Consider the following 25,760-nt stretch of genomic DNA (forward strand, 5'->3'; position numbering starts at 1 on the left):
GGGACGGCGGGTCGGCCGGTATTACTTCCGGTAGTCGAGCGCCGGCGGACGATCCCCGAGCATCGACTGATAGTCGAACGACGCGCCGCGACGCTCTTCAAACTCGGCCTTGGCAGCGGCGATCAGTGCCGGATCCTCAAACAAATCCATGGCGGTGAGCGCGAGCGTCTTGGCGGCAACCTGCATGCCCTTGAGGCCGATGGTCGTGCCCCCCGCCGCGACGGCCTGCCAGCTGTGGGCAGCCGTGCCGGGCACCCACGTGGCCGTGCGCACACCGATGGTCGGCACCGTCCAGCTCACGTCACCCACGTCGGTGGAACCACCGCCGGTGCGCACGTAATCGAACGGCAGAATATCCGTGGCGAGCTCGAGCGCCGCATGCCGGCCACCGGGGAGCGAACGGCCGAGCTTGGCGGCGAAGGCCTGCTCCGTCTCGTCGTAGTCGACGCCGCCCACCAGCACCATGTTTTCATGAGCGACCTTGGCCAGGGTGTCGTTGGGCAACAGGTCGTAAACCCCACCGGTGAGTTCGAAGTCCCAGGTGGTGCCGGTGCCGAGCGCCGCGCCTTCGGCGGCCTTTTCGAGGCGGGACCAGACGTCCATGACGACGTTACGGTCGGGACTGCGCACGTAATAATACACCTCGGCAAAGGCGGGCACCACATTGGGGGCTTCGCCGCCGCGCGTAATCACGTAGTGGATACGAGTGCTGTCCGGCACGTGCTCGCGCATCATGTTCATCATGTAATTGAGCGCCTCAACCGCATCGAGGGCGGAGCGACCGCGCTCGGGTGCGCCGGCGGCGTGGGACGCGATGCCGTGGAAACGGATCTTGCCGGACTTGTTGGCCAGCGAAGGCGTGTTGGTCACGAGGTTGCGGTCACCGGCGTGCCAGTGCAGCGCGACGTCGACATCGTCGAAGAGACCTTCGCGCACCATGTAGACCTTGCCCGAGCCACCTTCCTCGGCAGGAGTGCCGTAGAGGCGGATGGTGCCGCTGCGGCCGTTGCTGGCCAACCAGTCCTTCACGGCGATGGCGGCCTCGACCGAACCCGCGCCAAAGAGATGGTGCCCGCAGGCGTGCCCGGCGGTGCTGTCTTCGCGCACTTCGCGCTCGGGCGTCGCGGTTTGGGAAACACCCGGCAAGGCATCAAATTCCGCGAGGATGCCGATGACCGGTGAACCGCTGCCGTAGCTGGCCACGAAGCCCGTCGGCATGCCGGCTACGCCAGCTTCCACGCTGAAGCCCGCCGCGGCCAACGTGTCCTGCAGCGCGCCGGAGCTCTTGGTTTCGAGGTAGCCGAGTTCGGCGTAGTCCCAGATCTGGAGCGCGAGCTCCTCGTAAGGCGCGCGGCCGGCGTCCATTTCGGCGATCACATCGCTCTTGGCGGCGTGCACCGGAGCGCCGGCCAGAAGCGTGGCGCCCAATAGCGCCGAGAGTTTGGAGGTGTTTTTCATCATAGAATCGTAGCGACGGAGTTCACCTGGATCGTAGGTCGAGGCACCCGCTCGTCCCGGAAGCGCCTTATATCAATCGGTATAGCTGCAGCCTCCCCGCGGGCCGCTTACCGCCTCCGCCACTGTCCCATTTCTGGGACGGGCCCTTCCCAGCTTCGCCGTCGCGCTGGAAGACGGAAAATTGGTCGAAATTTTAAACCACTGTTTTCCAACAACTAACACCTCTTCAACGAGGCTGGCACGCCCCTTGCAAAGTAAGGCGCAACTTCAATCTCATGGATATTCCCCGGCCCAACCAAGCAGCTGCCAAACGCAAAAAGCGTCTCACGATGATCATCGTGAGCGTGATCGCCCTCGCCGCGATCACCGTTGGCCTCTCCACCCTCAAGCCCGCCGCGCCGTCGGTTGATCGCAACCTCGTTTGGGTCGACACCGTGCAACGCGGCCCGATGGTCCGCCAGGTCCGTGGCCTCGGCACGCTGGTGCCGGAAAACATCCGCTGGGTCGCCGCCCGCACTCAAGCCCGCGTCGAGAAGATCATCCTGCGCCCCGGCGCCATGGTCACCCCCGACAGCATCATCCTCGAGCTCTCCAACCCCGACGTCACTCAGGCCGCCGAGACCGCCGTCTCCTCCCTCCAGGCCGCGGAGGCCCAGCTCGCCAACCTCAAGGTGCAGCTCCAATCCCAACTGCTCGCCGCCGAATCCGCCGCCGCCAACGCCAAGGCCGCCTATGAGACCGCCCGTCTCCGCGCCGAAGTGAACGAAGAACTCTTCGCCGACGGCCTGGTCTCCCGCCTCGAGCTCCAACTTTCCAAGGTCACCGCCGAAGAGGCCGCCACCCGCAACGGCATCGAGCAAAAGCGTTTCGCCTTCGCCCAGGAGTCGATCAAGCCGCAGCTCGCCGTGCAGGAGGCCGAAGTCGCCCGCCTCGAAGCCCAGGCCCGCCTCCGCCAAGCCGAAGCCGACGCCCTCAAGGTGCGCGCTTCCATGGAAGGTGTGCTCTCCGCCCTCCCGGTTGAAGTCGGTGCCCAGGTCCAGCCCGGCCAGAATCTCGCTCGCGTCGCCGATCCGTCCGAACTCAAGGCCGAGATCCGCATCGCGGAAACTCAGGCCAAGGACATCACCATCGGCCAATCCGCCAAGGTCGACACCCGCAACGGCATCGTCGAAGGTCGCGTCGTTCGCATCGATCCGGCCGTGCAAAACGGCACCGTGCTCGTCGACGTCACGCTCGAAGGTGAGCTGCCCCGCGGCGCTCGTCCCGACCTCTCCGTCGATGGCACGATCGAACTCGAACGCCTCGACAACGTGATCTTCGTCGGCCGCCCGGCCTTTGGCCAGGAGCGCTCCACGGTGGGCATCTTTAAACTCGCCGAAGACGGCACCGCCGATCGCGTGCAGGTCCAACTCGGCCGCAGCTCCGTCAACACCATCGAGGTCATCCGCGGCCTCCAACCCGGCGATCAAGTCATCCTCTCCGACATGTCGCAGTGGGACTCCCACGATCGCGTGCGGCTCAACTAACAATCCGCGTCCGTCGCCAACTTTTCTGCAACTCCGCCTCCCTCTCCGGGTTATCACCACCAACACCCGCCGACCGATGCTCACCTCGCACCTCATCCTCGCCGCCCTCGCGTCCTTTGTCGCGATCGATGCCGGCTCCACCTCCTCCGAATAACTTTCCGTTACGGTCCCTCCAGTTTCGAACCAACAACCACCGAACTCACAAATCCTACCAGCCATGTCCGAATCACTCATCAAACTCGAAGGCGTCACCAAGGTCTTCCTCACCGACGAAGTTGAAACCCACGCCCTCTCCGGCATTCACATGGAAATCAACCAGGGTGAATACGTCTCCATCGCCGGCCCGTCCGGCTGCGGCAAGTCCACCCTGCTCTCCATCCTCGGCCTGCTCGACACTCCGACCGATGGCACCTACCTGCTCAACAGCCGCCCCGTCCAGGGCCTCTCCCTCCCCGAGCGCGCTCGCATCCGCAACCGTGAGATCGGCTTCATTTTCCAATCCTTCAACCTCATCGGCGACCTGACCGTTTACGAGAACGTCGAACTCCCGCTCACCTACCGCGGCATGCCCTCGGCCGAGCGCAAGGAACGCGTCCTTGAGGCCCTCGAGAAGGTCGGCATGGGTCACCGCGCCAAGCATCTCCCGTCGCAGCTCTCCGGTGGTCAGCAACAGCGTGTGGCCGTCGCCCGCGCCTTGGCCGGTCACCCGGCCGTGCTCCTCGCCGACGAGCCCACGGGTAACCTCGATTCGAAGAACGGTGAGGCCGTCATGGACCTCCTCGCCGAGCTCCACCAAGGCGGCGCCACCATCGTCATGGTGACGCACGATGCCCGCTTCGCCCGCAACGCCGACCGCACCATCCACGTGTTCGACGGTCGCGTCGTTCAGGAGCAGGTGGAGACCGATCCCACCGCCTGATCGATCCGCGCCGCTTCCATCCCTTTCCGTCGCCCCGTCCGCGGGGCGGCAGAAAACTAACCACCATGTTAGAGTTATTGTAGTCGTGTTGAAAAGAAACGGCCGGTCAGCAGTGACCGGCCGTCTTCATATCCCACCTCGCCTTTTTTGCCGTCATGCTCCGCCGCGCGTTCCGCAAAGTTCTGCAGCAGCCCTTCTTCACCCTGCTTACGGTGGCGACTCTGGGCATCGGCATCGGCGCCGTGGCGACCTGTTTTTCGTCGGTCAACACCCTCCTCTTTCGCCCGCTGCCCGCCTCGCCCATGAGCGATCGGTTGGTGTGGCTCAGCCAAACCTCGGCCTCACCGTTCGACGCCGACGTGCAGCGCAACCTCGGCTTTAATTACGTCGACCAACACGAGGTCGCCCAACGCGCCCAGACCCTGTCCGACATCTGGGTCTTCACCAGCCTCACCGTCATCGTCGACGACGAACAGGGCCCCTGGCGCGTGCTCGGCACCAGCATTTCGGTGCACGGTTTTGACGCCCTCGGCGTGCATCCCCAGCTCGGCCGCAACCTGCGCGCGAGCGATATGGCGGCCGATGCGCCACCGGTGGCGCTGATCTCCGACGAGATCTGGACGAGCCGTTTCGACCGCGACCCCGAGATCCTTGAACGCTCACTGGAACTCAACGGCACCCTCACTCGCATCGTCGGCGTGGCACCGCCCCAGTGGCGCTACCCGGAAAGCTCCGATGTGTGGCTGCCGCTCTCGCCCGAACGCGATGACACCGCGCTTTCGGGCTTCGACCAACGCGGCTATTTCGCCTTCGATGCCCATGGCCTGCTGGCTCCGGGCGTGACCATGGCTGAAGCCCTGACGGAACTATCGGCCATAGCGAGCGACCTCGCCGCCGAGTATCCGAAAACCAATGACGGCGTGGGCCTGAGTGTCATGTCGTGGCGCACCGAAGCCACGCGCGACGCCCGCTATTTCACCCTGCTGCTCTTCGCCGCCGGTCTCGTCATCTTCTTCATCGCCTGCGCCAACATCGCCAACCTACAGCTCGCCCGCGGCAGCGACCGTGGCCCGGAGCTCGCAGTGCGCGTCGCCCTCGGCGCGACGCGCTGGAGCCTGCTGCGCCAGTTGCTGCTGGAGAACATGGTGCTCGGCATGCTGGGCGCCATCGCCGGCATGGTGGTCGGCCTGTGGGGCGTCGACTGGGTGCGGACCTCCCTGGAAACCGAACACCCATTCTGGCTGCGCTTCGATCCGGATTGGCGCGTGCTCACCTTCACCGCCGGCTGCGGCCTGGTGGCGAGTTTTGTATTCGGCCTCGTGCCGGCCCTGCGCGATTCGAAACCCGATGTCGCCGCAGGCCTCAAGGAAAGCTCCCGCGCCGGTCTCGATCAGGGCCCGTTCGGCCAACGCCTGCGCAACGGCATCGTCATCATCGAAATCGCCCTCGCTCTGGTGCTGCTGGTAGGCGCGGGCCTGCTCACACGCAGCTTCTTCAAACTCATCGACGTCGATCCCGGCTACGACGCGAAGCAGGTGCTCACCTTCCGTGCCGGCTTCCCCAAGGGCTACGCCGCCGACGGCAACGAAGCCGCCCACTTCTTCGAAGAACTGCCCCGCCGCCTCGAACGCCTGCCCGAGGTCGAACATGCCGGTGCGATCAGTCACATCCCCGGCACGCCGATCTCCACGGTGTCGGCGGAGCTGCGGGCGGATCCCGCCGACGCCAATGCCACGGCCGTAAAACTGGAACGCACCCTCAGCCGCTTCACCACCGCCGGCTACTTCGAAACCATGCGCATCCCGCTGGTGGCCGGTCGTGATTTTGCGGAGAATCAAATGGGCGAGAATGACCCCGTGGTGATCGTCGACACCGCCTTTGCCGCGGCCGTGGGCGTCGCGCCGGCGGACCTGCTCGGGCGTCACGTTTACGCCGGCAAAATGGCCGAGGCCGGCCTGGCGATGGACGGCATGAAAATCATCGGCGTGGTCGGCAGCATTCAGCACTTCCTCCAGCAAACCGACAGCATCCCCACCCTCTACCTGCCGCACCTGCAGGAAGGCGCCAACTTCATGACGGTCACGGTGCGCACCACGGGCGACCCCAAGCAGCTCGCCGATGTGATCGGCAACGAAGTGCTGGCGGTGCATCGCGGCATGCCGATCTACGACGTGTTCACGATGGAGCAGGTGCTCCTGCGCTCGGTGTGGCAGCCGTATTTCTTTTCCCGCCTGTTCTTGTCGGCCGGCATCATCGCGGTGCTGCTCGCCTGCGTCGGCATCTACGGCGTGATGACCTTCAACGTCTCGATGCGTCGCCACGAAATCGGCCTGCGCATGGCCCTCGGCGCCCCAGCCTCAGAGGTCGTGGGCGACGTGGTGCGACGCGGCCTTTACCTCGTGGTCGTAGGCCTCGGGGCCGGCACCATCGCATCGGTATTGCTGGCCAACCTGCTTTCCGGCACGCTGCACGGCATCACTCCGCACGACCTGCCCACCTTCCTGTTGGTGCCGGTCGTTCTGGCCGCGGTCGCGCTGGGTGCGTGTTTTCTGTCGAGTCGACGCGCCACTCACATCGATCCGATGGCCGCCATGCGGGTTGAGTAGGCTCTTCCATTTTTTCTGTTATGAACGATCTGCGTTTTGCGCTTCGCAGCCTGTCGAAAACTCCAGGCTTCACCCTCATTGCCGTGCTCACGCTGGCCCTCGCCATCGGCGCCAACACCGCCATTTTCGCGATCGTCAACGACCTCCTGCTGAAGCCGCTGGTGCCGGCCGGCGACCGTCCGGTGGTGAACGTGTTTCACGGTGAAGGCGACGCGGGCCGCGCCTACCGCGGTTTCTCCTGGCAGGAGCTGCAGGAACTCCGGCAAGAGAATCCGGTATTCGAAGATGCCGCCGCGGTCGACTTCGTCCTCGCCGGCGTGGGCGACGGCAACAACGTCCGTCGCACCTTCGCCTTTTTTGGCACCGAGAATCTGCTCAACCTCATCGACCAAACACCCGTGCGGGGTCGCTTTTTTGAGGCCGCTGAATCGCTGCCTGGCGCGAACATTCCCGTGGTCTTCGCGAGCCACTCGCTATGGCAACGACTGGGCGCCAAGGAAGATTTTGTGGGCAGCGAGCTGCGCATCAACGGCCACCCCTACACCGTCATCGGCGTGGGCGCGCGCGATCTGTCGTTGGGCCACGCCCTCATCACGCCGGAGATCTGGTTGCCCTTCGGCATGCACGATACCTTCCGCGGCAATCTTATCCAAAACACCGAGGCCGACGCGGCCGTCGCCCTCGACAATCCCCGCCGCCATAGCCTGAACGTCATGGCCCGCCTCCGCCCGGGACTCGGCTTGGCTGGCGCGACTGCTCAGTTGCCCGTGCTCGATCAGCGTCTCGACGCCATTGATACGGACCCGGGCGAGGCACCGCGCCGGCTGGAGATCGAAGCCCCGTCGCGCATCAACATCAGCTCCGTGCCCAGCGGCGACCAAGGCGTGGGCATATTTGGCGCGCTCTTGCTCGGCATGGCCGGCGTCGTCCTGCTCATCGCCTGTCTGAACCTCGCCAACATGTTGCTGGCGCGAGGCGCCGCGCGCACCCGGGAGTTTGCCGTGCGCCTCGCCCTCGGCGCGTCGCGGGGCCGCATCATCCGCCAGTTGCTGGCCGAGGGGCTCGTCCTCTCCCTGGTCGGTGGGGCCGCCGGTGTCCTGCTCGCGCTGTGGGCCAACGACCTGCTCATCAACTCGATCTCCGGCCTGTTCTCCTCCATGAATTTCGCCGTGCTGGTGGAAGCGGAGCCCGACCCCGCAGTGCTGCTCGCGACCCTGGGATTTTGCGCCATCGCCACCATCTTGTCCGGTCTCGGTCCGGCCCTGAAAAGCTCGCGCGTCGGTCTCGTGGAAGACCTCAAGTATCAAGGCGCCGAATCCACCGCGACCGGCAGCTGGAACCGTTTCTTCTCGGCGCGTCACCTGCTGGTCATGGGACAAATCTCGCTCTCCCTCGCGCTGATCTTTGCCGCCGGACTTTTTCTCCGCGGCGCCCTCAATGCCGGTGGTCTCGACCTCGGTTTTGAGAAAGACCACGGCCTGCTGGTGGAGTTGGATTACGCGCTCACCGACACGCCGGCACCACTCGCCCGCGAACGTCTGCTCGCCCTCCACGACGAAGCCGCTTCCCGCCCCGGCCTCACCGCCGCGCTGTCCACTCAGGCGCCCTACAGCAACACCACCGCCGACGATCGCTACAAAGTCGCGGGATCTGCTGAGGTCGATGCCGATGGCGAGCCGACCGGCGTCTCCGCGATCTTCAATGCGATCACCGGCGACTACTTCGATGCCATTGGCGTGCCCTTGCTGCGCGGCCGCAAATTCACCGATGCCGAGGTGCACTCCGCCGACGCACCGCCCGTCGCCATCATCGACGAACGCATGGCGCAACGCCTGTTCCCCGAGGGCGACGCGTTGGGTCAGCGCATCTCTCGCACGCAAGGCCCGGCCTCCGGCGAACCGCCGGTCGAATATGAGATTGTCGGCATCTGCGGCAGTTTCCGCCACGACGTGTTTTCGCCCGATGGACCGCGGCGCGTCTTCTTCCCCTTCGCCCGGGAATCCGTGCCCAATACCTTTCTCCATCTGCGTGACGCCCGAGCCGGCCGCGATGCGGCGGTCGCGCTGCTGCCGACGGCGCGCGCGCTGATTTCCGCGGTGGACGCCAATGCTCCGGTGATCGATGCGATCCCCTTGGCCGACTTTGTTGAACGCAACATCGGCCTGTGGATCGTGCGCGTCGGCGCGGTGCTCTTCGGCGTCTTTGGCGGCGTTGCACTGTTGCTCGCGGTGATCGGTGTTTACGGCGTGAAAGCCTACGCGGTCACTCGTCGCACCCGGGAGATCGGCATTCGCATGGCCCTCGGTGCGCGTCCCGGCGATGTGTTTGCTTTGATCATGCGCCAAGGCACCGCGCAGACCGCGCTCTCCATCGTGGTCGGCGCATTCCTGTCCCTCGCCATTGGGCAACTGCTCTCCCAGATGCTCTTCCGCGTCGACCCGCTGGATCCGCTCGTATTGGGCAGCGCCGCGCTGGTGCTCGCGGTGGCCACGCTGACCGCGTGTTTCCTGCCCGCTCGTCGGGCCGCCAAAGTCGAGCCTATGCGCGCGATCCGCACCGAATAGCGCCAGCGGCTCTTCTCTCTCCTGCTAAACTGGAGGCGCGAGTCTCCCCGATTATTTACCCCATGAACACGCTGCGCCACGCCCTGCGGCAACTGCTCCGCACGCCCGGATTTTCGCTCATCGTAATCCTCTCCCTCGCGCTGGGCATCGGCGCCAATACGATCGTCTTCAGCTGGATCGACACGATCCTGTTGCGCCCCTTGCCCGGCGTGCGCCATGGCGAAGACATCGTCGCGCTGCTGCCCACCATCGATGGCAACCAAGTCGGTGGGCACACCATCTCGCTGCCCGACATCCAGGCTTACGATGAGATGGATACGGTGTTCGCCGGTGTGATCGGTTCGCAAATCACGCCGGCCAACGTGCGCATCGGCGACCGCCACCCTTGGTTGTTTGGGCAGATCGTGACTGGCAACTTTTTCGAGGTGCTCGGCGTGCAGGCTCTGCCCGACCTGGGGCGGGTGTTGCACCGCAACGACACGACGTCCCCGGGCGGCAACCCGGTGCTCGTGCTCAGCGAAGCGACGTGGCGCAGCCAGTTCGGCGCCGACCCCGCCATCGTGGGGCGCGAGATCGAACTCAACCAGCATCCCTTCACCATCGTGGGCGTGGTGCCGGCTAACTTTCGCGGCACCATGAGTGGACTGACCGCCGACTTCTGGGCGCCGGTTACGATGCATCGTGAAGTGGCCAACTTTGGTTCGCTGGAGACCCGCACCGACCGCTGGTTGCATTCCCAAGCCCGCCTCCAGCCCGGCGTATCCATCGACCAAGCACGCGCCGCCGTCACGGTGCGCGGCCAGCAACTGGCCGAGACGTATCCCGAGAACCGTCGTCACGGCGCGGTGCCGTTGCCGATGTGGCAGACGCCATATGGTGGCCAAGCCGTGTTTCTGCCCGCGCTGCGCGTGCTCGCGGTCGTCGGTCTCGTCATCCTGCTGCTCGTCACCGCCAATGTTGCCAACCTGCTCGTCGCTCGCGCGACCGCCCGCCAACAGGAGACCGCCATTCGCCTCGCCGTCGGCGCGGGTCGCCGCCACCTGGTGCAGCAATGGCTCACCGAGAGTCTGCTCTACGCCGTCCTGGGCGGCGCCGTGGGGCTCTTGGTCACCGTCTGGGGGGCATCCTTCTTTGCGATTTTCCTGCCGGAGTCGCCGCTGCCCGCGGGCTACGAGTTTGCCATCACTGGGCGGGTGCTCGGAGTCACCCTCGCCTTGAGCCTCCTCACCGGGGTCGTGTTTGGTCTCGCTCCGGCCCTGCTTGCCATCGGCACCTCGGTGCTGGAGGCGCTGAAAGCCGGTGGGCGCACCGGTAGCATGAGCGGCCGTTCGCATCGCTTGCGCAATGCCCTTGTCATCGGTGAAGTCGCCCTCGCCCTCGTGCTGCTGGCCGGTGCTGCGCTCTGCATCCGCGGCTCGCAACAGGCGCGCCAGATCGATCCGGGTTTTGATCCGAGCGGCGTATTGGTTTCGGGCCTGCGCATCGGTATGAACGGCTACGACGAGGAACGTGGTTTGGTGTTCTACCAACAACTGCGCGAACGTCTCGCCGCGACTCCGGGTGTGGAGGCCGTGGGACTCGCGAGCTGGTTCCCACTCGGTTTTGAAGGCGGCCCTTCCATCGGCATCACCGTGCCCGGCTATACGCCGACCGAAAACGAAAACATGGCCGTGCCCTACGCCATCATTTCGGCCGGGTATTTGGAAGCCATGCGGATCCCTCTTCGAGCGGGACGCGACTTCACCGATCTGGACGATGGCGAACATCCACTCGTGATGATCGTGAACGAGGCGCTGGCCGAACGCTACTGGCCCGGCCAGGACGCGGTAGGCCGCAAGGTGCAAACGTGGCGTGGCGAAGCGACGGTGGTCGGCGTCACCCCCACGGGACGCTATCGTTCGCTGAATGAGCCCGCGCAGCCCTTCCTCTATTTCGCCGATCGCCAAGGAGTCGCTGACCTCAATCTCGGCATCGCCCTGCGCACCACGGGCGGCGACCCGCGCCAACTTTTACCGACACTGCGGCAGGCGGTGGCGGCGCTGGACCCCAACGTCGAGCTGTGGGCCACCCTGCCGCTGAGCGAATACATTGAGGCCGCCCATCTCGTGAATCGCGTGGCGACCACCCTGCTGACGGGCCTCGGCGTGATCGCGCTGCTGCTCGCCTCGATGGGCATCTACGGTGTGATGGCCTTCATGGTCGGACGCCGCTTGCCCGAGTTTGGCATCCGACTCGCTCTCGGCGCGGCGCCCAAAGACGTCGCCGGTTTGGTGCTGCGTGATGGGCTGCGCCTGGTGGCGCTTGGTCTGCTCGTGGGCAGTGTCGGCGCGTGGGCGGCGGGAGTTGGTCTGGCCAGTGCCTTGCCCGGGGTTTCGAGTCACGATGTGAGTGCGATGATCGGCGTCGCATTGCTGCTCACGGGCATCGCCTTGCTCGCCTGCTGGCTGCCGGCTCGTCGCGCCATGCGGGTCGATCCCATCCAGACGCTGCAGGCGCAGTAAGCCGCGCCGCGCAGGCTCGCTGTCCCATTATTGGGAATCGCACATTCCGGCACCGGGTTGCCGGATATCCGACGCGATGAGGAAGAGTATTTTAATACGCTCACCATCTGCGTGTTACGAAAGCCTGAGTAAGCTGGCACGCCCATTGCAAAGACTTCGGTCAACCAACCTTGCCGCATGCTCGATACCTTTCTTCAAGACCTTAAAATCGGTTTCCGCGTTCTTCAAAAAGAGAAGTCCTTCTGTGCTCTCGCAGTCTTCGTGCTCGCTCTGGGCATCGGTGGCGTGACCACCCAATACGCCGTCGTTAAAGGCGCGCTCTTTCACTCCTTTGATTTCCCTCAGACGGAGCAATTGGTCGATGTCCAGATGGTCGACCCCGAGGGCTTTCAGCCGACCAACTTCAACTCGCGCATGACCACGTCGGACTTTGCCGACCTGCGCGACAACCTCACTTCGTTTAAGGCCTTCACCGGTTACCTGAACGGCTCGACCATCAACCTCACCTATCAGAACCTGCCGCGTCGCTACACAGGCGGTTACGTCTCGTGGGACTTCTTCCGCACCCTCGGCGTCTCGCCCGTGATCGGCCGCGACTTTTTGCCCGAGGAGGACCAGCCCGGCGTCAACAAAGCGGTCCTCATCAGCGACAGCCTCTGGAAGTCTGACTTCGGCAGCGACCCCGGCGTGATCGGTCGCGCCGTGCGGGTCAACGGCACCCCGGGTGAGATCGTCGGCATCATGCCCCCGGGCTTCAATTTCCCGACCAACGAGCAGCTCTGGATCCCGGTCAACTCCTCCTTCCCGGTGCGCCCGCGCAACGATCCCAACGTCAACTTCATCGCCGTGCTTGCCCGTCTCGCCGACGGCGTGACCCTCGAACAGGCGCAGACCGAAGTCACTGCGATGGCCCGCCAGTTCGCCGCCGATTTCCCCGACACCAACGAGCAGTTCACGCTCGGTTATGTGCGTCCGATGGGCGACGCCTTCACGCCCAATGGTATCCGCGGCATGCTCCTCGCCATGCTCGGCATCTGTGTGGTCGTGCTGCTCATCGCCTGCGTGAACGTGATGAACATGCAGTTCGCCCGCGCCACCCTGCGCGCCAAGGAACTCGCCATCCGCTCCTCCCTCGGTGCCACCCGCAGCCGCCTCATTCGCCAGATGCTCACCGAGAGCCTGCTCCTAGCCGCGCTCGGCGCGACCGTGGGCATCGGCATCGCCATGTGGGGCACCGACGCCATCGACACCTTTGTGCATGCTGGCACGAACCCGATCCCGTCGTGGATGACCTTCCATATCGATCCCACCGTGCTGGTTGTGGTGGTCGCCGTGACCGCGTTCTCTGCCGTGATTTCGGGTTTCGTCCCGGCTTGGATGTCGTCCCGTGCGAGTTCAATGGAAGTCCTCAAGGAAGGTGGCCGCGGCAACACGTCACGCGGCGTCATGCTGATCACCCGCGGTCTCGTCGTCGCCCAGATCTTCATGACCTGCGTGCTGCTGCTCATCACCGCGCTGCAACTGCGCTCGGTGCACAACCAGCAGTCGATCGACTACGGTTACGACACCAACAGCGTCCTCGCGGCGCGCATGGGTCTGATGGAGGGCGACTACCCGACCTCCGCCGAACGTCAGGTATTTTACGAGCGCCTCGTCCGTGAGCTCGAAGCCTCCGGCCAATTCGAATCCGTCGCCCTCACCAACCGCTTCCGCATGGTGTTCTCCGGCAACGGTCCAGTGGAAATCGAGGGCCAGGACTACCTCGACGACTCCGATCGCCAACGCGCCAACTTTGAAAACATCAGCGCCGGATTTTTTGACACCGTGGGCCTGCGCATCCTCGAGGGGCGCAACTTCACCGAGATGGACAGCGATCAACGCGAGCCGATCGCGATCGTAAACTCCTCCTTTGCGCGGAAGTATTTCGAGGGTGAATCCGCCGTCGGTCGCCGCTTCCGCACCATCCAGCAAAATGGCCAGAACGCCGGCCCGTGGCGCCGCATCGTCGGTGTCGTTGGCGACATGCGCATGCAGGGTCCGTTCAACACCCAGATCGATGAATCCGGATTCTACGTGCCCTACTTCGCCAGCGCCTTTGGCCCCATCGCCGACGCGCCCATTGCCCAGCAATTTGGCACCGTGGTGGTGAAACCGCGCGGCAACCAACGTCCGGAAGCCCTCGCCACCACCCTCCAGAATCAGGTCAATCGCGTCGACCCGAACCTGCCGCTCTACTTTGTCGAAAGCCCGCAAAGCAGCATCGATGGCTACACCGCGCAAAACGCCGTCGTCGTGACGATGTTCGGCCTCTTCGGCATCATCTCGGTCTCCCTCGCCGCCGTCGGCCTCTACGGCGTGATGAGCTTCTCGGTCAACCAACGCACCCAGGAGTTTGGCGTGCGCCTCGCGCTCGGCGCCAGTGCCCGCGATGTGCTCGGCATGGTGATCCGCCAAGCCGGCATCCAGCTCGCGATCGGGCTCGGCATCGGCACCGCTCTGGTGCTCGGCGTGGCGGTGATCGTGCCTGACGTCCTCAACCAGATCCTGCAGCTCAACAACGTAAACCTGCTCGCGGCCGACATCTACCTCGGCGTCGGCGCACTGCTCATCGTGGTTGCTGCGATCGCCGCCTTTGTCCCGGCGCGGCGCGCCACCCGCGTCGACCCGATGATCGCGCTGCGTTCCGAATAAGTCCCCGCCGCTCCTCCTCGTTTCCGCACGATGCTCAACCTCCGCTTCGCCCTTCGCCAACTCCTCCGTTCACCCGGCTTCACGCTGGTGACCGTCGTCTCCCTAGCGTTGGGCATCGGAGCCAACACCGCGATCTTCAGCCTGGTCAACGGCATGCTCCTCAAAAAGCTGCCGGTGCCGGAGCCGGAGCAATTGGTGCTCTTCAACTGGGCGGCCAGCGAAGGCGTCGGCCCTCGCTCACACAGCGGCTATTCCGAGCCGATTCCCGCCACTGGCGAACGCACCAGCACGTCCTTCTCCCTGGCGACCTTCGAGCACTTCCGCGCGCCTTCGGAGAGCCTGCGCGACGTCTTCGCCTTCGCCCCGCTGTGGCAGCTTAACGCGTCCTGGCAGGGCCAGGCGGAAAACCTCCGCAGCGCCGTCACTGTCTCCGGCAACTACCACCAGGCCCTCGGCGTGCGCATCCCCCTCGGCCGCGGCCTGCGCCCCTCCGACGATACCGCGGACGCTCCGCTCGTCGCCGTCATCTCCCACCGCTATTGGCAAAAGCGCTTCGGCGGTTCGCCCCAGGTCCTCAATGAAATCCTCACCCTCAACGGCGTGCCCTTCAGCATCGTCGGAGTGACCGCGCCGGGCTTCAACGGCACCGGCCAGGTAGGTGAGGTCAACGATGTCTACGTCCCTTTCTCCGCCTACCGGCTGATCGAGCCGGGCAACACCGAAGCCACCGAACCGTGGGCTTGGTCCATTCGCATCATGGGCCGCATGGCCGACGGCGTCACTCGGGAACAGGTTAATGCCGAGATGGCCGGCCGCTTCGCCGCGTCCTACGACGGTCACCTGAATCTCGAGGAGGGTGAACACATCCGCCTGCGCACCGCCAGTGGCAACACCGGACTCAACGAGGATCGCCGCCGTTACTCGTCCTCTCTTCGCATCCTCGCCGCCATCGTCGGCCTCGTCCTCCTCGTCGCCTGCGCAAATGTCGCCAATCTCCTCCTCGCCCGCGGCGCTGCCCGCGAACGCGAACTCGCCGTGCGCATCGCCCTCGGTGCCAGCCGCGCGCGCCTCCTCGCCCAGTTGCTCACCGAGAGCCTCCTCCTCAGCGTCTGCGGCGCCGCCCTCGGTTTGCTCATTTCGCTGTGGGCCCGCGATGCCTTCCTTGCCCTCCAACCATTCGGCGGCAGTGACTTCACGCTCAATCTCGCGCTCGATTGGCGGGTGCTCGGCTTCACCGCCGGCATCGCCGTCCTGACCGGCGTGCTCTTCGGCACCCTACCCGCCCTGCGCGCCACCCGTCGCGATGTGGTCCAGGGTTTTCAAGGCGGACACAAGACCCTCGGCGCCCCGCGCTCCCGGCTCGCCCAGACTCTCATGGTGCTCCAGATCGCGCTTTCCCTCGTGTTGCTCGTTGGCGCCGGGCTCTTCAGCCGCACCCTCGCCAATCTCGCGCGCAGCGACCTTGCCTTCGAGCGCGACCACCTCCTGCTCTTCGCGCTCGATGCCATGCCTGCCGGCTATGAGCGCAACGAACTCGATGCTGCCTATGGTCGCGTGCGCGATCGCCTCACCTCCTTACCCGGCGTTGAGTCCGTCGCCTTCTCCAGCGTTCCTTTGTTGTCCGGTCGCCGCTGGACCAGTTCCCGCGCCATCGAAGGTCATGCCGATCTCCCGGAGGATGAACGCACCATCGTCATGAACGGCGTCTCCCCCGAATTCCTCGATACCGTGCAATGGCCGCTTCTCCTCGGCCGCAACTTCACCGTCGCCGATTCCACCGACGCCCCTCGTGTCATCATCGTCAACCAGGCCTTCGCCGACCGTTACTTTCCGGGCGAAAGCGTCATCGGCCGCCGACTCGGCACCAGTGATGACAATTTGGATACCGAGATCGTCGGCGTGGTGACCGACGGCAAGACCACCAATCTGCGCGAGATTCGCCGCCCCGCCGCCTTCGTCCCCCACGCCCAGCTCCCCAACGCCCGCGCCGGCCACTTCGTGCTGCGCTATCAGGGTGCTCTCGCACCCCTCCAGCGCGCGCTGACCGCGGCCGTGCAGGAGATCGAGCCCACCCTGCCGATCATCGCCCTCCGCACTCAGAACGAGCAGATCAACCGGCTCCTCCGTGAGGAACGCATCTTCGCCTTGCTCACCTCCTCCTTCGGCCTGCTCGCCCTTCTGCTGGCCGCCGTGGGGCTCTACGGCTTGCTGGCGTATTCGGTCGTGCGCCGCACCGGTGAGATCGGCCTGCGCATGGCGCTCGGGGCGCTGCCTTCCGGCGTGCGTTGGCTGATCTTGCGTGACTGTCTGCGCCTCGCCGTCCTCGGCGTGCTCGTCGGCGCTGGCGCCGCGGCGATGCTCACCCGCCTCGTCACCAGTCAACTCTACGGCCTCTCCCCGCTGGATCCTGCGGTCTACGTCTCGAGCAGCCTGGTGCTCCTCGCGGTGGCCCTCGCCGCAGCGCTCATTCCTGTCCGTCGCGCCACCCGGGTCGATCCCATGGTCGCACTGCGCGCCGAATAACTGTTTTTTCCCTCCGTCATCATGATCCGCCAATCCTTCCGTCGCCTGCTTCGCGAACGCGGTTTCACCACCACTGTCCTGCTCACCCTCGCTCTCTGCATCGGGGCCAACGTCGCCATCTTCGCGGTGGTCGACGCTGTGCTGCTCCGCCCGCTGCCCTTCCCGCACGCCGAGCGATTGGTGAGTGTGCGCAACTCCTACCCGGGTGCCGGCGTGGCACGCAGTGGGGCGTCGGTGCCCAATTACTACGACCGCCGCAACGGCGCGATCCCGGGCTTCGAATCGGTTTCGATCGTGCAATACGGCAGCGCCATCATCGGCAACGCCGGTTCGCCTCAACGCGTGAGCCGCGGCCGCGTGTCGCCGGAGTTCTTTGATACCCTCGGCGTCAAACTGGCACGTGGCCGCACCTTCACCGAGGAGGAATTGGACTACGCCAACTCCAACGTGATCATCATCACCCACGAGTTTTGGCAAAGTCAGTTCGGCGGAGCCGAGGACATCCTCGGCCAGCAGATCGTGCTCGATGGCCAGACCAACACGGTCGTCGGCGTGCTGCCGCCGGGGTTCCGCTACCTCGACATGAACGCGCGGTTTTTCATCCCCTACGCGTCCAGCGAGGATGATCGGACGGATACCGCTCGTCACTCCAATGGCCACGACATGGTGGTCCGCCTCGCGCCGGGGGTGACGGTCGAACAGGCCCAGCAACAGCTCGATGCCTTTAACGCCGCCTTGTTGGAAACCGACCCGTTCAAAGACATTCTGATCGATGCCGGCTTCACCACCATCGTGACGTCCCTGCACGATGACGTCGTCGAAAGTGTGCGTGATGTCTTGCTGCTCCTGCAGGCTGGCGTGTTGGCGTTGCTCATCATCGGCGGCGTAAACCTCGCCAACCTGCTCCTTATCCGAGCCCATGGCCGCACCAAGGAGTTCGCCGTGCGTCAGGCCCTCGGTGCTGGCACGGTGGATCTCGCCCGCCAGATTCTGATCGAGACTGTCATGCTCGCCCTCGCCGGCGGCGTGCTGGGCGTATTGGTCGGCATCTTCGGTATCGATCTTTTGGCCGCCTTGGGCACCACCGACCTGCCGCTGGGCGCCAACATTGTTTTTGATGCCCGCGTCAGCGTGGTGAGCCTGGTCGGTTCGGTGGTGGTTGGCGTGCTGCTGGCCGTCCCCGTGCTGCTGCTGGGCCTCAAGCAAAACCTCGCCCGGGCCATCTCCAGCGAATCGCGCGGCGGCACCGTTTCCCGCGCCGCCCAAAACGTGCGCCACGGCTTCATCGTCCTGCAGGTGGCTCTCGCCTTCACCCTGCTGTGCGGAGCCGGCTTGCTGGGAGTTTCCCTGCGCAACGTGCTCAAAACGCCCACCGGATTCCGCGCGGACAACATCCTCGCCGCCTCCATTTCGTTGCCCTACGAGGGCTATGCCGAGACGCCACAGCGTTTGACCTTCCTCCAGCGCTTGCGCGAGTCGATCACCTCCCAGCCCGGGGTCTCGAGCGTGGGCTTCACTGATTCCCTTCCTTTCTCCGGCAACAACAGCGACAACGCCACCGTCGTCGAAGGCGTCGAACCCAAACCCGGCGAATCCATCCGCACCCACTATACCGCGTCCGCTTACGGTGACTATTGGCAGACGCTCGGCATCGGTTTGGTGCGGGGACGTTTCCTCAACGATGGCGACCAGGTCGAAGACGCCCCGCGGGTGTGCGTGGTCGATCAGGTGTTTGTGGATCGCTACTGGCCCGATGGTGCCGACCCGATCGGACGCCGCATCGCCACGGGCGTGCAGCTGAATGACGAAAACGCTATCCGCATCGTCGGCGTGGTTGCGCCCGTGAAACACCGCAACCTGACCGAAACCGATCCGCTCGGCACCATCTACCTGCCTTATCCGCTGCGCGCCAATCGCATGTTCCACCTCGCCATCCGCACCGAAACGCCGGCGAGCATGTTTGCCCCGACACTGCGTAAACTCGTGCTGAACATCGACCCGAACCTTCCCGTCGACGACATCGAGGTCTACACCCAACGCATCGACGACAGCCTCGTGCTGCGTCGTTCGCCTGCGCTGCTCGCCGCCGTATTCGCCGCCGTGGCGCTGTTGCTCGCCGCCGTCGGCACCTACGGTGTGCTGGCTTACGCCGTGAGCCAACGTCGTCGCGAGATCGGCGTGCGCATGGCGCTGGGGGCCCTGCCCGGCCAGGTGCTGCGGCAGTTCTTCAGTCTTGGCGCCAAACTGCTGCTGATGGGGCTCGCCCTCGGCATCGGCAGCGCGTGGATCACCGGTCGTATGATCCAGAGCGTGCTCTTCAACACCGGCACCTTCCACATCGGGGTGGCTCTGCTCACCGCCGCAATCATGGGTGCCGTGGTCATGGTCGCCATGCTCCTGCCCTCACAACGCGCCGCGCGCATCTCGCCCACCGAAGCCCTGCGCGACGACTGATATTGTCCCGTCCCTCAAATACCCTGCAACTCTGCCCCGCCTCCCCGGGTTGTTCCTTTGTCATGAAATTACGCCCCTTCCTTATCGCCCTCTTCGCCTTTACGCTCAGCCTCAGCGCGCGTGCCGATTGGGGCAGCAAAGTCACCGAGCCTTTCGAATTTGAAGGTTCGTTTTCGCCCGACGGCATCGTGCAGGTCGAGAACGTGAACGGTCGCATCACCATCGAGGCCTGGGACCGCGACGCCTACGCCATCAGCGGCGAAAAGCGGGCCAAGAACGACGACGATCTCGAACTCATCAAGATCGAACAGGAGATCGACCGGGACCGTATCTACTTCAAGGTGAAGCTCGGCAAAAAGAAGGGCTGGTTCAACTGGGGCAACGTCAACGGCTCCGTGAACGTCACCCTCCACGTGCCGGCCACCGTGACGGTGAAGGAGGTCTCCACCGTGAACGGCGACGTGCGCATCAGTGGGCTAACCGGCCGCACGCACGCCAGCACCGTCAATGGCGGCCTGGAGGCCTACAATCTCGCCGGCGCCACCCACATGAGCACGGTCAACGGCGGCATCCGCGCCGAGTTCACCCACGTGGATCCCGATGCGCGCCTGGAGTTTAGCACCGTCAATGGCGGCATCCGCCTCTCCCTACCGGCCGACGCCGGCGTTCACGTGTCAGCCTCGGTCGTGAATGGTCACGTCGAAGCCGACCTGCCCATCACCATGAAGGGCCGCATCGGCAAGAAATCGATCAACGGCACCATCGGCGACGGTTCCGCCAGCCTCAAAGCCAGCACGGTCAACGGGTCCATCCGTATCTACGGAACGGATACCTGATCCGCCCCGCCCATCTTCGCCCCGGCCGCGCGCCGGGGCTTTTTGTTACCCGCGGCCCTCCGCCTCCACCCACACCTGACCTCCGCTCCTTGCCATGCTCACGCTTCGCCACGCCCTGCGCCAGTTGTTCAAATCCCCCGGCTTCGCCGCCCTCACCATCCTCACTCTCGGTCTGGGTATCGGGGCCACCAGCGCCATGTTCACCGTCGTCAACTCGGTGCTGCTGCAACCGGTCAGTTATCCGCGGTCGGAGGAATTGGTGGTGATTCGACAAAACAACCTGCCGCGCTTCCCGACCTTCAGCCTGTGCCCGGCCGACTACCTGGATTTTGAGCGCGAGGCGGACCAGTTCTCCGCCATGTATGCCTCCCGCTCCCGCGCCCGGATTCTGACCGGCAACGGCGATCCCGAGCGCGTCTCCACCCTGGCGGTGACCGATGGCTATTTCGACACCCTACTCGTGCAGCCCATCCTCGGGCGCGCCTTCACCCCGGAGGAAAACGAGCCCGATGGCGGCCGCGCCGTCGTGCTGCTGCATCACTACTGGCAATCCCATCTCGGCGGTCGCGCCGCCGTGCTCGGCGAGACGCTCACGCTGGATGGCGAGGTCTTCACCATTGTGGGTATCATGCCTCCCGATTTCCGCCGCGACGCCGGGTTCGACATGCTCACGCCCATGGCGTTCTCCGCCGAAGAACGCACCAACCGCGGCGGGCATTACATCAGCGGCGTGGGCCGTCTCGCGCCCGGTGCCACCGCCGAATCGGCGCAGGCGCAATTGGTCGCAATCTCCGCCCGACTCGCGACGGATTTTCCAGACACCAACACCGGCTGGAGTGCCTTCATCGTGCCGATTCTGGAGTGGAACACGGGTAACGCCCGGCCGACGCTGCTCACCTTACTCGGCGCCGTTGGATTTTTGCTCCTCATCGCTTGCGCCAACGTCGGCAACCTCGTGCTGGCGCGCGCCACCGATCGTCATCACGAGCTCTCCGTGCGCGCCGCGCTTGGTGCGGCACGCTCCCGTATCCTGGGCATGCTGCTCACCGAAAACGTGCTGCTGGGTTTGTTCGGCGGCGCCCTCGGCTTGCTCGTCGCCTATTGGGGCGTCGACCTGCTGATGGCGCTGGGCAGCGAGGAAATCCCCCGCTCGATCGAGGTCGGCCTCGACTGGCGCGCGGTGGCTTTCACCACCGTGTTGTCGATTCTCACCGGCATCTTCTTCGGCCTCGCGCCAGCCTGGCAGGTGCGTGACCTCAACCTCGCCGACGCGCTCAAAACCGGCGCGCGCGGCGGCGGCGCGGATCGCTCCCGCCAGCGTTTTCGCAACACGCTGGTCGTGGTCGAAATCATGCTCGCCCTCGTTCTGCTCAACGCCTCCGGTCTGATGGCCCAAAGCTTCCGACGCCTGCTGAATACGGATCCCGGCTTTAACCCGACGCACACCTGGATGGCGCAATTTGGCATCCCCCAGGGCCGCTACGACACGCCGGAAAAACGTACCGATTTTGTGCGCCAAGCCGAGGCCGAACTTGCCGCCATTCCCGGCGTCGAGGCGGTCGGCACCACCGTGATCATGCCGATGACCGGGAACGATTACGTGCTGCAGATTTCGTTCCCCGATCGGCCCGTTGTGCCCGGGCAGGAAGTCTCCGCCGACTATACCGCCACCTCTCCCGGCTATTTCAACGCGATGGGGATCCCCATCCTGCGGGGTCGCGCGTTTACCGAACAGGACCGTGCGGACGCACCGCCGGTCGCCATCGTGAGCGAATCCTTTGCCCGACAGTTTTTCCCCGACGGGGACGCCCTCGGAGAACGCTTCAGTATCTCCAATCGTCCCGAGCCCGTCTGGCGTGAGATCGTTGCCATCGTGCCCGACATCAAGCAGGCCGGCCTCGATCAAACGGCCACGGCCCAGATGTATGAACCCTTCGCTCAATCCCCGCATGGCTTCCTCAGCATGGTGGTGCGGACCGGCAGCGCCGCTGGCACGACGGGGCTGCCCCAGGCGATCCGCCAAGCCATTTTCAACGTCGATCCGGCACAACCCGTGTTCCGGCTCGCTGACGTGGAATCACTCATCGCCGACTCCGTATCGCGGCGTCGCTTTGGCCTGACTTTGCTCGGCGTATTCTCGGGCCTGTCATTGCCTCTCGCGGCCCTTGGGATCTACGGCGTGATCGCTTACGCAGTCATGCAACGCACCCGAGAGTTTGGCGTGCGCATGGCGCTGGGCGCACAAGGGCGCCAGGTCCTGGGCTTGGTGGTGCGCGACGGGCTTCGCCTGCTCGCCTGGGGCGTAGGCCTCGGCTCATTGGTGTCGCTTGCCGCCGGCGGTTTGCTCGCCAGTCAGCTCCACGAGACTTCCCCGCGCGACCCGCTGATTCTCGCCGCCGTAGCGCTCACGCTCAGCGTCGTGGCGCTCGCCGCGTGCCTGTTGCCGGCGCGTCGTGCCACGCGGGTGAATCCGGTCGAAGCCTTGCGCGCGGAATAAGCCGCGCATCCCCCGCCCTCTCGGCGCCCGCCACCCTTTAGTGTCGGCATTCGACAACAAAGGCTTGCTTGTTGTCGGATGCCGACATCATGATCCGGCGCATCATGGCGAAACCACTGCGCAACGAATTGCTGCAAGGCACCCTCGACCTGCTGGTCCTCCAAGTGCTTTCGCAGGGCAAGTATCACGGCTGGGATGTGGCCAAGCGCATCTCCCTGCTTTCCTCCGACCGACTCACCCTGAAGCAGGGTTCGCTCTACCCGGCCATGCACCGCCTCGAGGCTCAGGGATGGATTGCCGCCGACTGGGGCGTTTCCGAGGCCGGCCGCAGCGCGAAGTTTTACCACCTCACCCGCAGTGGCCGTCGACAGCTCGAGGCCGAACGCGCGCATTGGGAATCGTTTGTTGATGCCATGGGCGCGGTGCTTTCCGGCCAGGAGGCGTCCGAATGAAAGGCGACCTCTACCGCCGACTGCGTTCGTGGCTCAAGCGCTGGGTGTTTCGCGGTCGCCAGGAGCAGGAACTTGCGGCCGAAATGGAGTTTCACCGCGAGCAACTCATCGCCCAGTTCCGCGCGGAAGGTATGACGCAACGCGAAGCGGAGCTGGCCGCCCGGCGCGAGTTTGGTGCCTTTGCCGACGCTTACCAAGAGGAGGCGCGAGACGCGTGGCGCCCCATGTCGCTTTCGGCCATGTTACGCGACCTGCGTCTGGCGTTTCGCGCCATGCGCCGTTCACCCGGTTTCAGCGTGTTGGCGATCCTGACGCTCGGGCTCGGTATCGGTGCCTGCACCACGATGTTCAGCGTGATCCAGTCCACCGTGCGCAGCGCCCTGCCCGTGGCGGAACAGGATCGGCTCTTTTTCTTCTGGGAGGACAATGCGGCCTTGGGGATCGATCAGTTCTCCCAGTCCGTGCCCAATTTCGTCGATTATCGCGAACAGACGACCTCCTTCGAATCGCTCATCGGCACCAGTAGCGGTAACGTCAGTTTAGCTACGGGGAATCAGGCGGCTCGCCACGCTCAAGCGGTGCAGATCAGCGCGGGGTTCAGCCGCACCTTTGGTTGGCCGATGTTGGTCGGCCGCGACTTTCTGGCCGCCGAGGATGTTCCTGGCGGCGAAGCGATTGCCATCATCAGTGAACGGCTTTGGCGCGACGCGTTTCAGGCCCGCGAGGATGTGGTGGGTCGAGAGGTTTTGATTGATCGCACGCCGCACCGGATCGTCGGAGTCGTGGGTGCGCAGGCGGACCTGTATGGCGAAACCGATGTCTTTCGGCCGCTCCGTCCCGACGCCAGCGCTGGGGATCGTGACAATCACTGGCTCACGGTGGTCGGGAAGCTGAAACCCGGCGTCACGGTCGCGCAAGCCGAGGCGGAAATCGATCTGATCGCGGCCAGTCTGCGTGCCCAATATCCGGATACAATGAAGGGTTGGGATGCCCACCTCGAATTGTTGGCCGATCAACTTATTCCGCCGGCTTGGCGGCAGGGGCTGAACTTGTTGCTCGGCGCGGTGGGTCTCTTACTCCTGATCGCCTGTGCCAACGTGGCCAACCTGCTGCTTTCGCGCAGTCTGATGCGTGAGCGCGAGCTCGCCATCCGCACCTCGCTCGGCGCCACCCGCGGTCAGTTGGCGCGGCAGCTTCTCAGTGAAACCTTCGTATTGGCCGCCGCCGGTGCAGTGCTCGGAGTGGTGCTGGCTTACTGGGGGCTGGAGGCTGTGCGGGCACTCGCCCCCAGCGATCTGCCGCGCATCGATGAGATCGCGATCAGTGGCCCGTCCCTCGCCTTTGCCGGCTGCGCCTGCGTCGCCTGCACCTTGATCGCGGGTCTGCTGCCGGCCCTGAAAGGCTCCCAAACCACTCCCGCCCCCAACCTCGGCGGCACGGCCAAGGCGGCCGGTGGCACGCTGCAACGCAGCCGTTTGCGCGACACGCTCGTGGTGGTGCAGGTCGCCCTCTCCCTCACCTTGCTCGTGGGCTCAGGCCTCGTGTTGCGCAGTTTCGCTCGACTGAGTCAGGTGGATCCGGGCTTTGATGCGTCCGGGGTGCTGACCTTCCAGATCGCGCCTGACGAGGCGACATATCGCACTGGCGCCGACATGGTCAGTCTCTTCGAGCGCCTGCATGACAAGCTGTCGGCTCTTCCCGGCGTCACTGGCGTCGCCCAAACCAGTGGGCTGCCGTTTGGCGATGGCCGCACCAGCCTGAATGTGTTCCCGGTTGATCCAGCAGCCGTGCCCGCCGAGGAATCGGTGCAGGCCTCGTGGCGTATCGTCGACGCCGACTATTTTGACGTGCTGCGTATTCCGCTGACCGAAGGACGAGCGTTCACGGCTCGCGACAATGACTGGGAGGCACCGACCATCATCATCAGTCGTCGCTTGGCCGAACGCTTCTGGCCGGGCCAAAGTGCGCTCGGCAAACGCGTGAACCCCGGCGGAGGCGACGCCCACTACACTGTGGTCGGCGTGGCGGAGGACATTCGACTCCGCGACCTATCCGGTGCCTCCGAGAACCCTCAGATGTATTTCCCAACGCCCCTTTGGGCGGGCTGGCGCCACCAGTCATTTGCCGTGCGCACGGTCGTGCCTCCCGAAACGCTGGGCAACGCGGTGCAGGATGCGGTGCGCACGATCGACCCGGCTCAACCCATCTTCGGCCTCAACACGCTGGCCTCGCTCGCTCAACGCGACCTGAGGCTACCGCGCCTGAGTGCGTGGCTACTGAGCATCTTCGCGACACTCGCGCTGTTGCTGGCCGCCATCGGACTCTACGCTGTGATGAGCACGGCCGTGGCGCAACGCACGCGGGAGATTGGCGTGCGCATGGCGCTCGGCGCCCAACGCCGCGCCGTAGTGGCTATGGTGCTCAGTCATGGTGGCCGCTTGGTGGTGCTCGGCACGGTGGCAGGGCTGTTGCTCTCAATGGGAGCGGCTCGGGCGCTGTCCGCCGGCCTCTATGGTTCGCCGACGTTCGATTTGGTGGTCTTCGGCGTCGCCGCGTTGGTGCTCGTCGGCACGGCCGCGCTGTCGTTGCTGCTGCCGGCTCGACGCGCGGCGGGAGTCGATCCGGTGGTGGCGTTGCGCAGTGAGTAAGCAGATCGCGCCGCGCCGTATGCGCTGATCATTGTAAGTCGTTGGCACTTCCTACTGTCCGCGCGGGTTAACTGCATGGACAGTC

The 25,760-nt window shown here is 65.0% G+C and carries 13 protein-coding genes; 12 read left to right on the forward strand and 1 reads right to left on the reverse strand.

Annotated features, from left to right (window positions below):
- Window positions 1-21 precede the first annotated feature (21 nt).
- Window positions 22-1,458: an amidohydrolase gene (locus K1X11_RS03075; RefSeq protein ID WP_343212943.1), complete on the reverse strand. Its 1,437-nt coding sequence runs from the start codon at window positions 1,456-1,458 to the stop codon at window positions 22-24.
- Window positions 1,459-1,733: 275 nt separating this feature from the next.
- Between K1X11_RS03075 and K1X11_RS03080 the strand changes: the two genes are divergently transcribed.
- The 12 genes from K1X11_RS03080 to K1X11_RS03135 all read left to right on the forward strand — a co-directional run bounded on the left by K1X11_RS03080 (window position 1,734) and on the right by K1X11_RS03135 (window position 25,675).
- On the forward strand, window positions 1,734-2,984 hold the full coding sequence (locus K1X11_RS03080; protein ID WP_221032486.1) for an efflux RND transporter periplasmic adaptor subunit: 1,251 nt from the start codon (window positions 1,734-1,736) through the stop codon (window positions 2,982-2,984).
- Window positions 2,985-3,201: 217 nt separating this feature from the next.
- Window positions 3,202-3,903, forward strand: coding sequence for an ABC transporter ATP-binding protein (locus K1X11_RS03085; RefSeq protein ID WP_221032487.1), 702 nt, complete (start codon window positions 3,202-3,204; stop codon window positions 3,901-3,903).
- A 155-nt stretch (window positions 3,904-4,058) separates the two neighbouring features.
- On the forward strand, window positions 4,059-6,509 hold the full coding sequence (locus K1X11_RS03090) for an ABC transporter permease (RefSeq protein WP_221032488.1): 2,451 nt from the start codon (window positions 4,059-4,061) through the stop codon (window positions 6,507-6,509).
- 20 nt (window positions 6,510-6,529) lie between these two features.
- Complete coding sequence (locus K1X11_RS03095; RefSeq protein WP_221032489.1) at window positions 6,530-9,073, forward strand: ABC transporter permease; 2,544 nt, start codon at window positions 6,530-6,532, stop codon at window positions 9,071-9,073.
- A gap of 62 nt (window positions 9,074-9,135) precedes the next feature.
- On the forward strand, window positions 9,136-11,574 hold the full coding sequence (locus tag K1X11_RS03100) for an ABC transporter permease (protein WP_221032490.1): 2,439 nt from the start codon (window positions 9,136-9,138) through the stop codon (window positions 11,572-11,574).
- Window positions 11,575-11,751: 177 nt separating this feature from the next.
- The gene (locus K1X11_RS03105; protein WP_221032491.1) at window positions 11,752-14,265 is read left to right on the forward strand and encodes an ABC transporter permease; all 2,514 of its coding nucleotides are present in this window, start codon (window positions 11,752-11,754) and stop codon (window positions 14,263-14,265) included.
- 30 nt (window positions 14,266-14,295) lie between these two features.
- Window positions 14,296-16,788, forward strand: coding sequence for an ABC transporter permease (locus tag K1X11_RS03110; RefSeq protein ID WP_221032492.1), 2,493 nt, complete (start codon window positions 14,296-14,298; stop codon window positions 16,786-16,788).
- Between the two features lie 21 nt (window positions 16,789-16,809).
- A complete protein-coding gene (locus tag K1X11_RS03115) occupies window positions 16,810-19,242 on the forward strand; it encodes an ABC transporter permease (RefSeq protein WP_221032493.1) in 2,433 nt (810 codons plus the stop codon).
- A gap of 62 nt (window positions 19,243-19,304) precedes the next feature.
- On the forward strand, window positions 19,305-20,078 hold the full coding sequence (locus K1X11_RS03120; RefSeq protein WP_221032494.1) for a DUF4097 family beta strand repeat-containing protein: 774 nt from the start codon (window positions 19,305-19,307) through the stop codon (window positions 20,076-20,078).
- 94 nt (window positions 20,079-20,172) lie between these two features.
- Window positions 20,173-22,575 (forward strand): ABC transporter permease, encoded by a 2,403-nt coding sequence (locus K1X11_RS03125; protein WP_221032495.1) that lies wholly within the window; start codon window positions 20,173-20,175, stop codon window positions 22,573-22,575.
- A gap of 89 nt (window positions 22,576-22,664) precedes the next feature.
- Entirely contained in the window at window positions 22,665-23,027 is a 363-nt protein-coding gene (locus K1X11_RS03130; RefSeq protein ID WP_225919634.1) for a PadR family transcriptional regulator, read from the forward strand.
- Window positions 23,024-25,675: an ABC transporter permease gene (locus K1X11_RS03135; protein WP_221032496.1), complete on the forward strand. Its 2,652-nt coding sequence runs from the start codon at window positions 23,024-23,026 to the stop codon at window positions 25,673-25,675. The genes K1X11_RS03130 and K1X11_RS03135 overlap by 4 nt, the downstream gene beginning before the upstream one ends.
- Window positions 25,676-25,760: the final 85 nt, after the last annotated feature.

This window comes from Actomonas aquatica (assembly GCF_019679435.2).
In the GTDB taxonomy this organism is placed as follows: Bacteria; Verrucomicrobiota; Verrucomicrobiia; order Opitutales; family Opitutaceae; genus Actomonas; species Actomonas aquatica.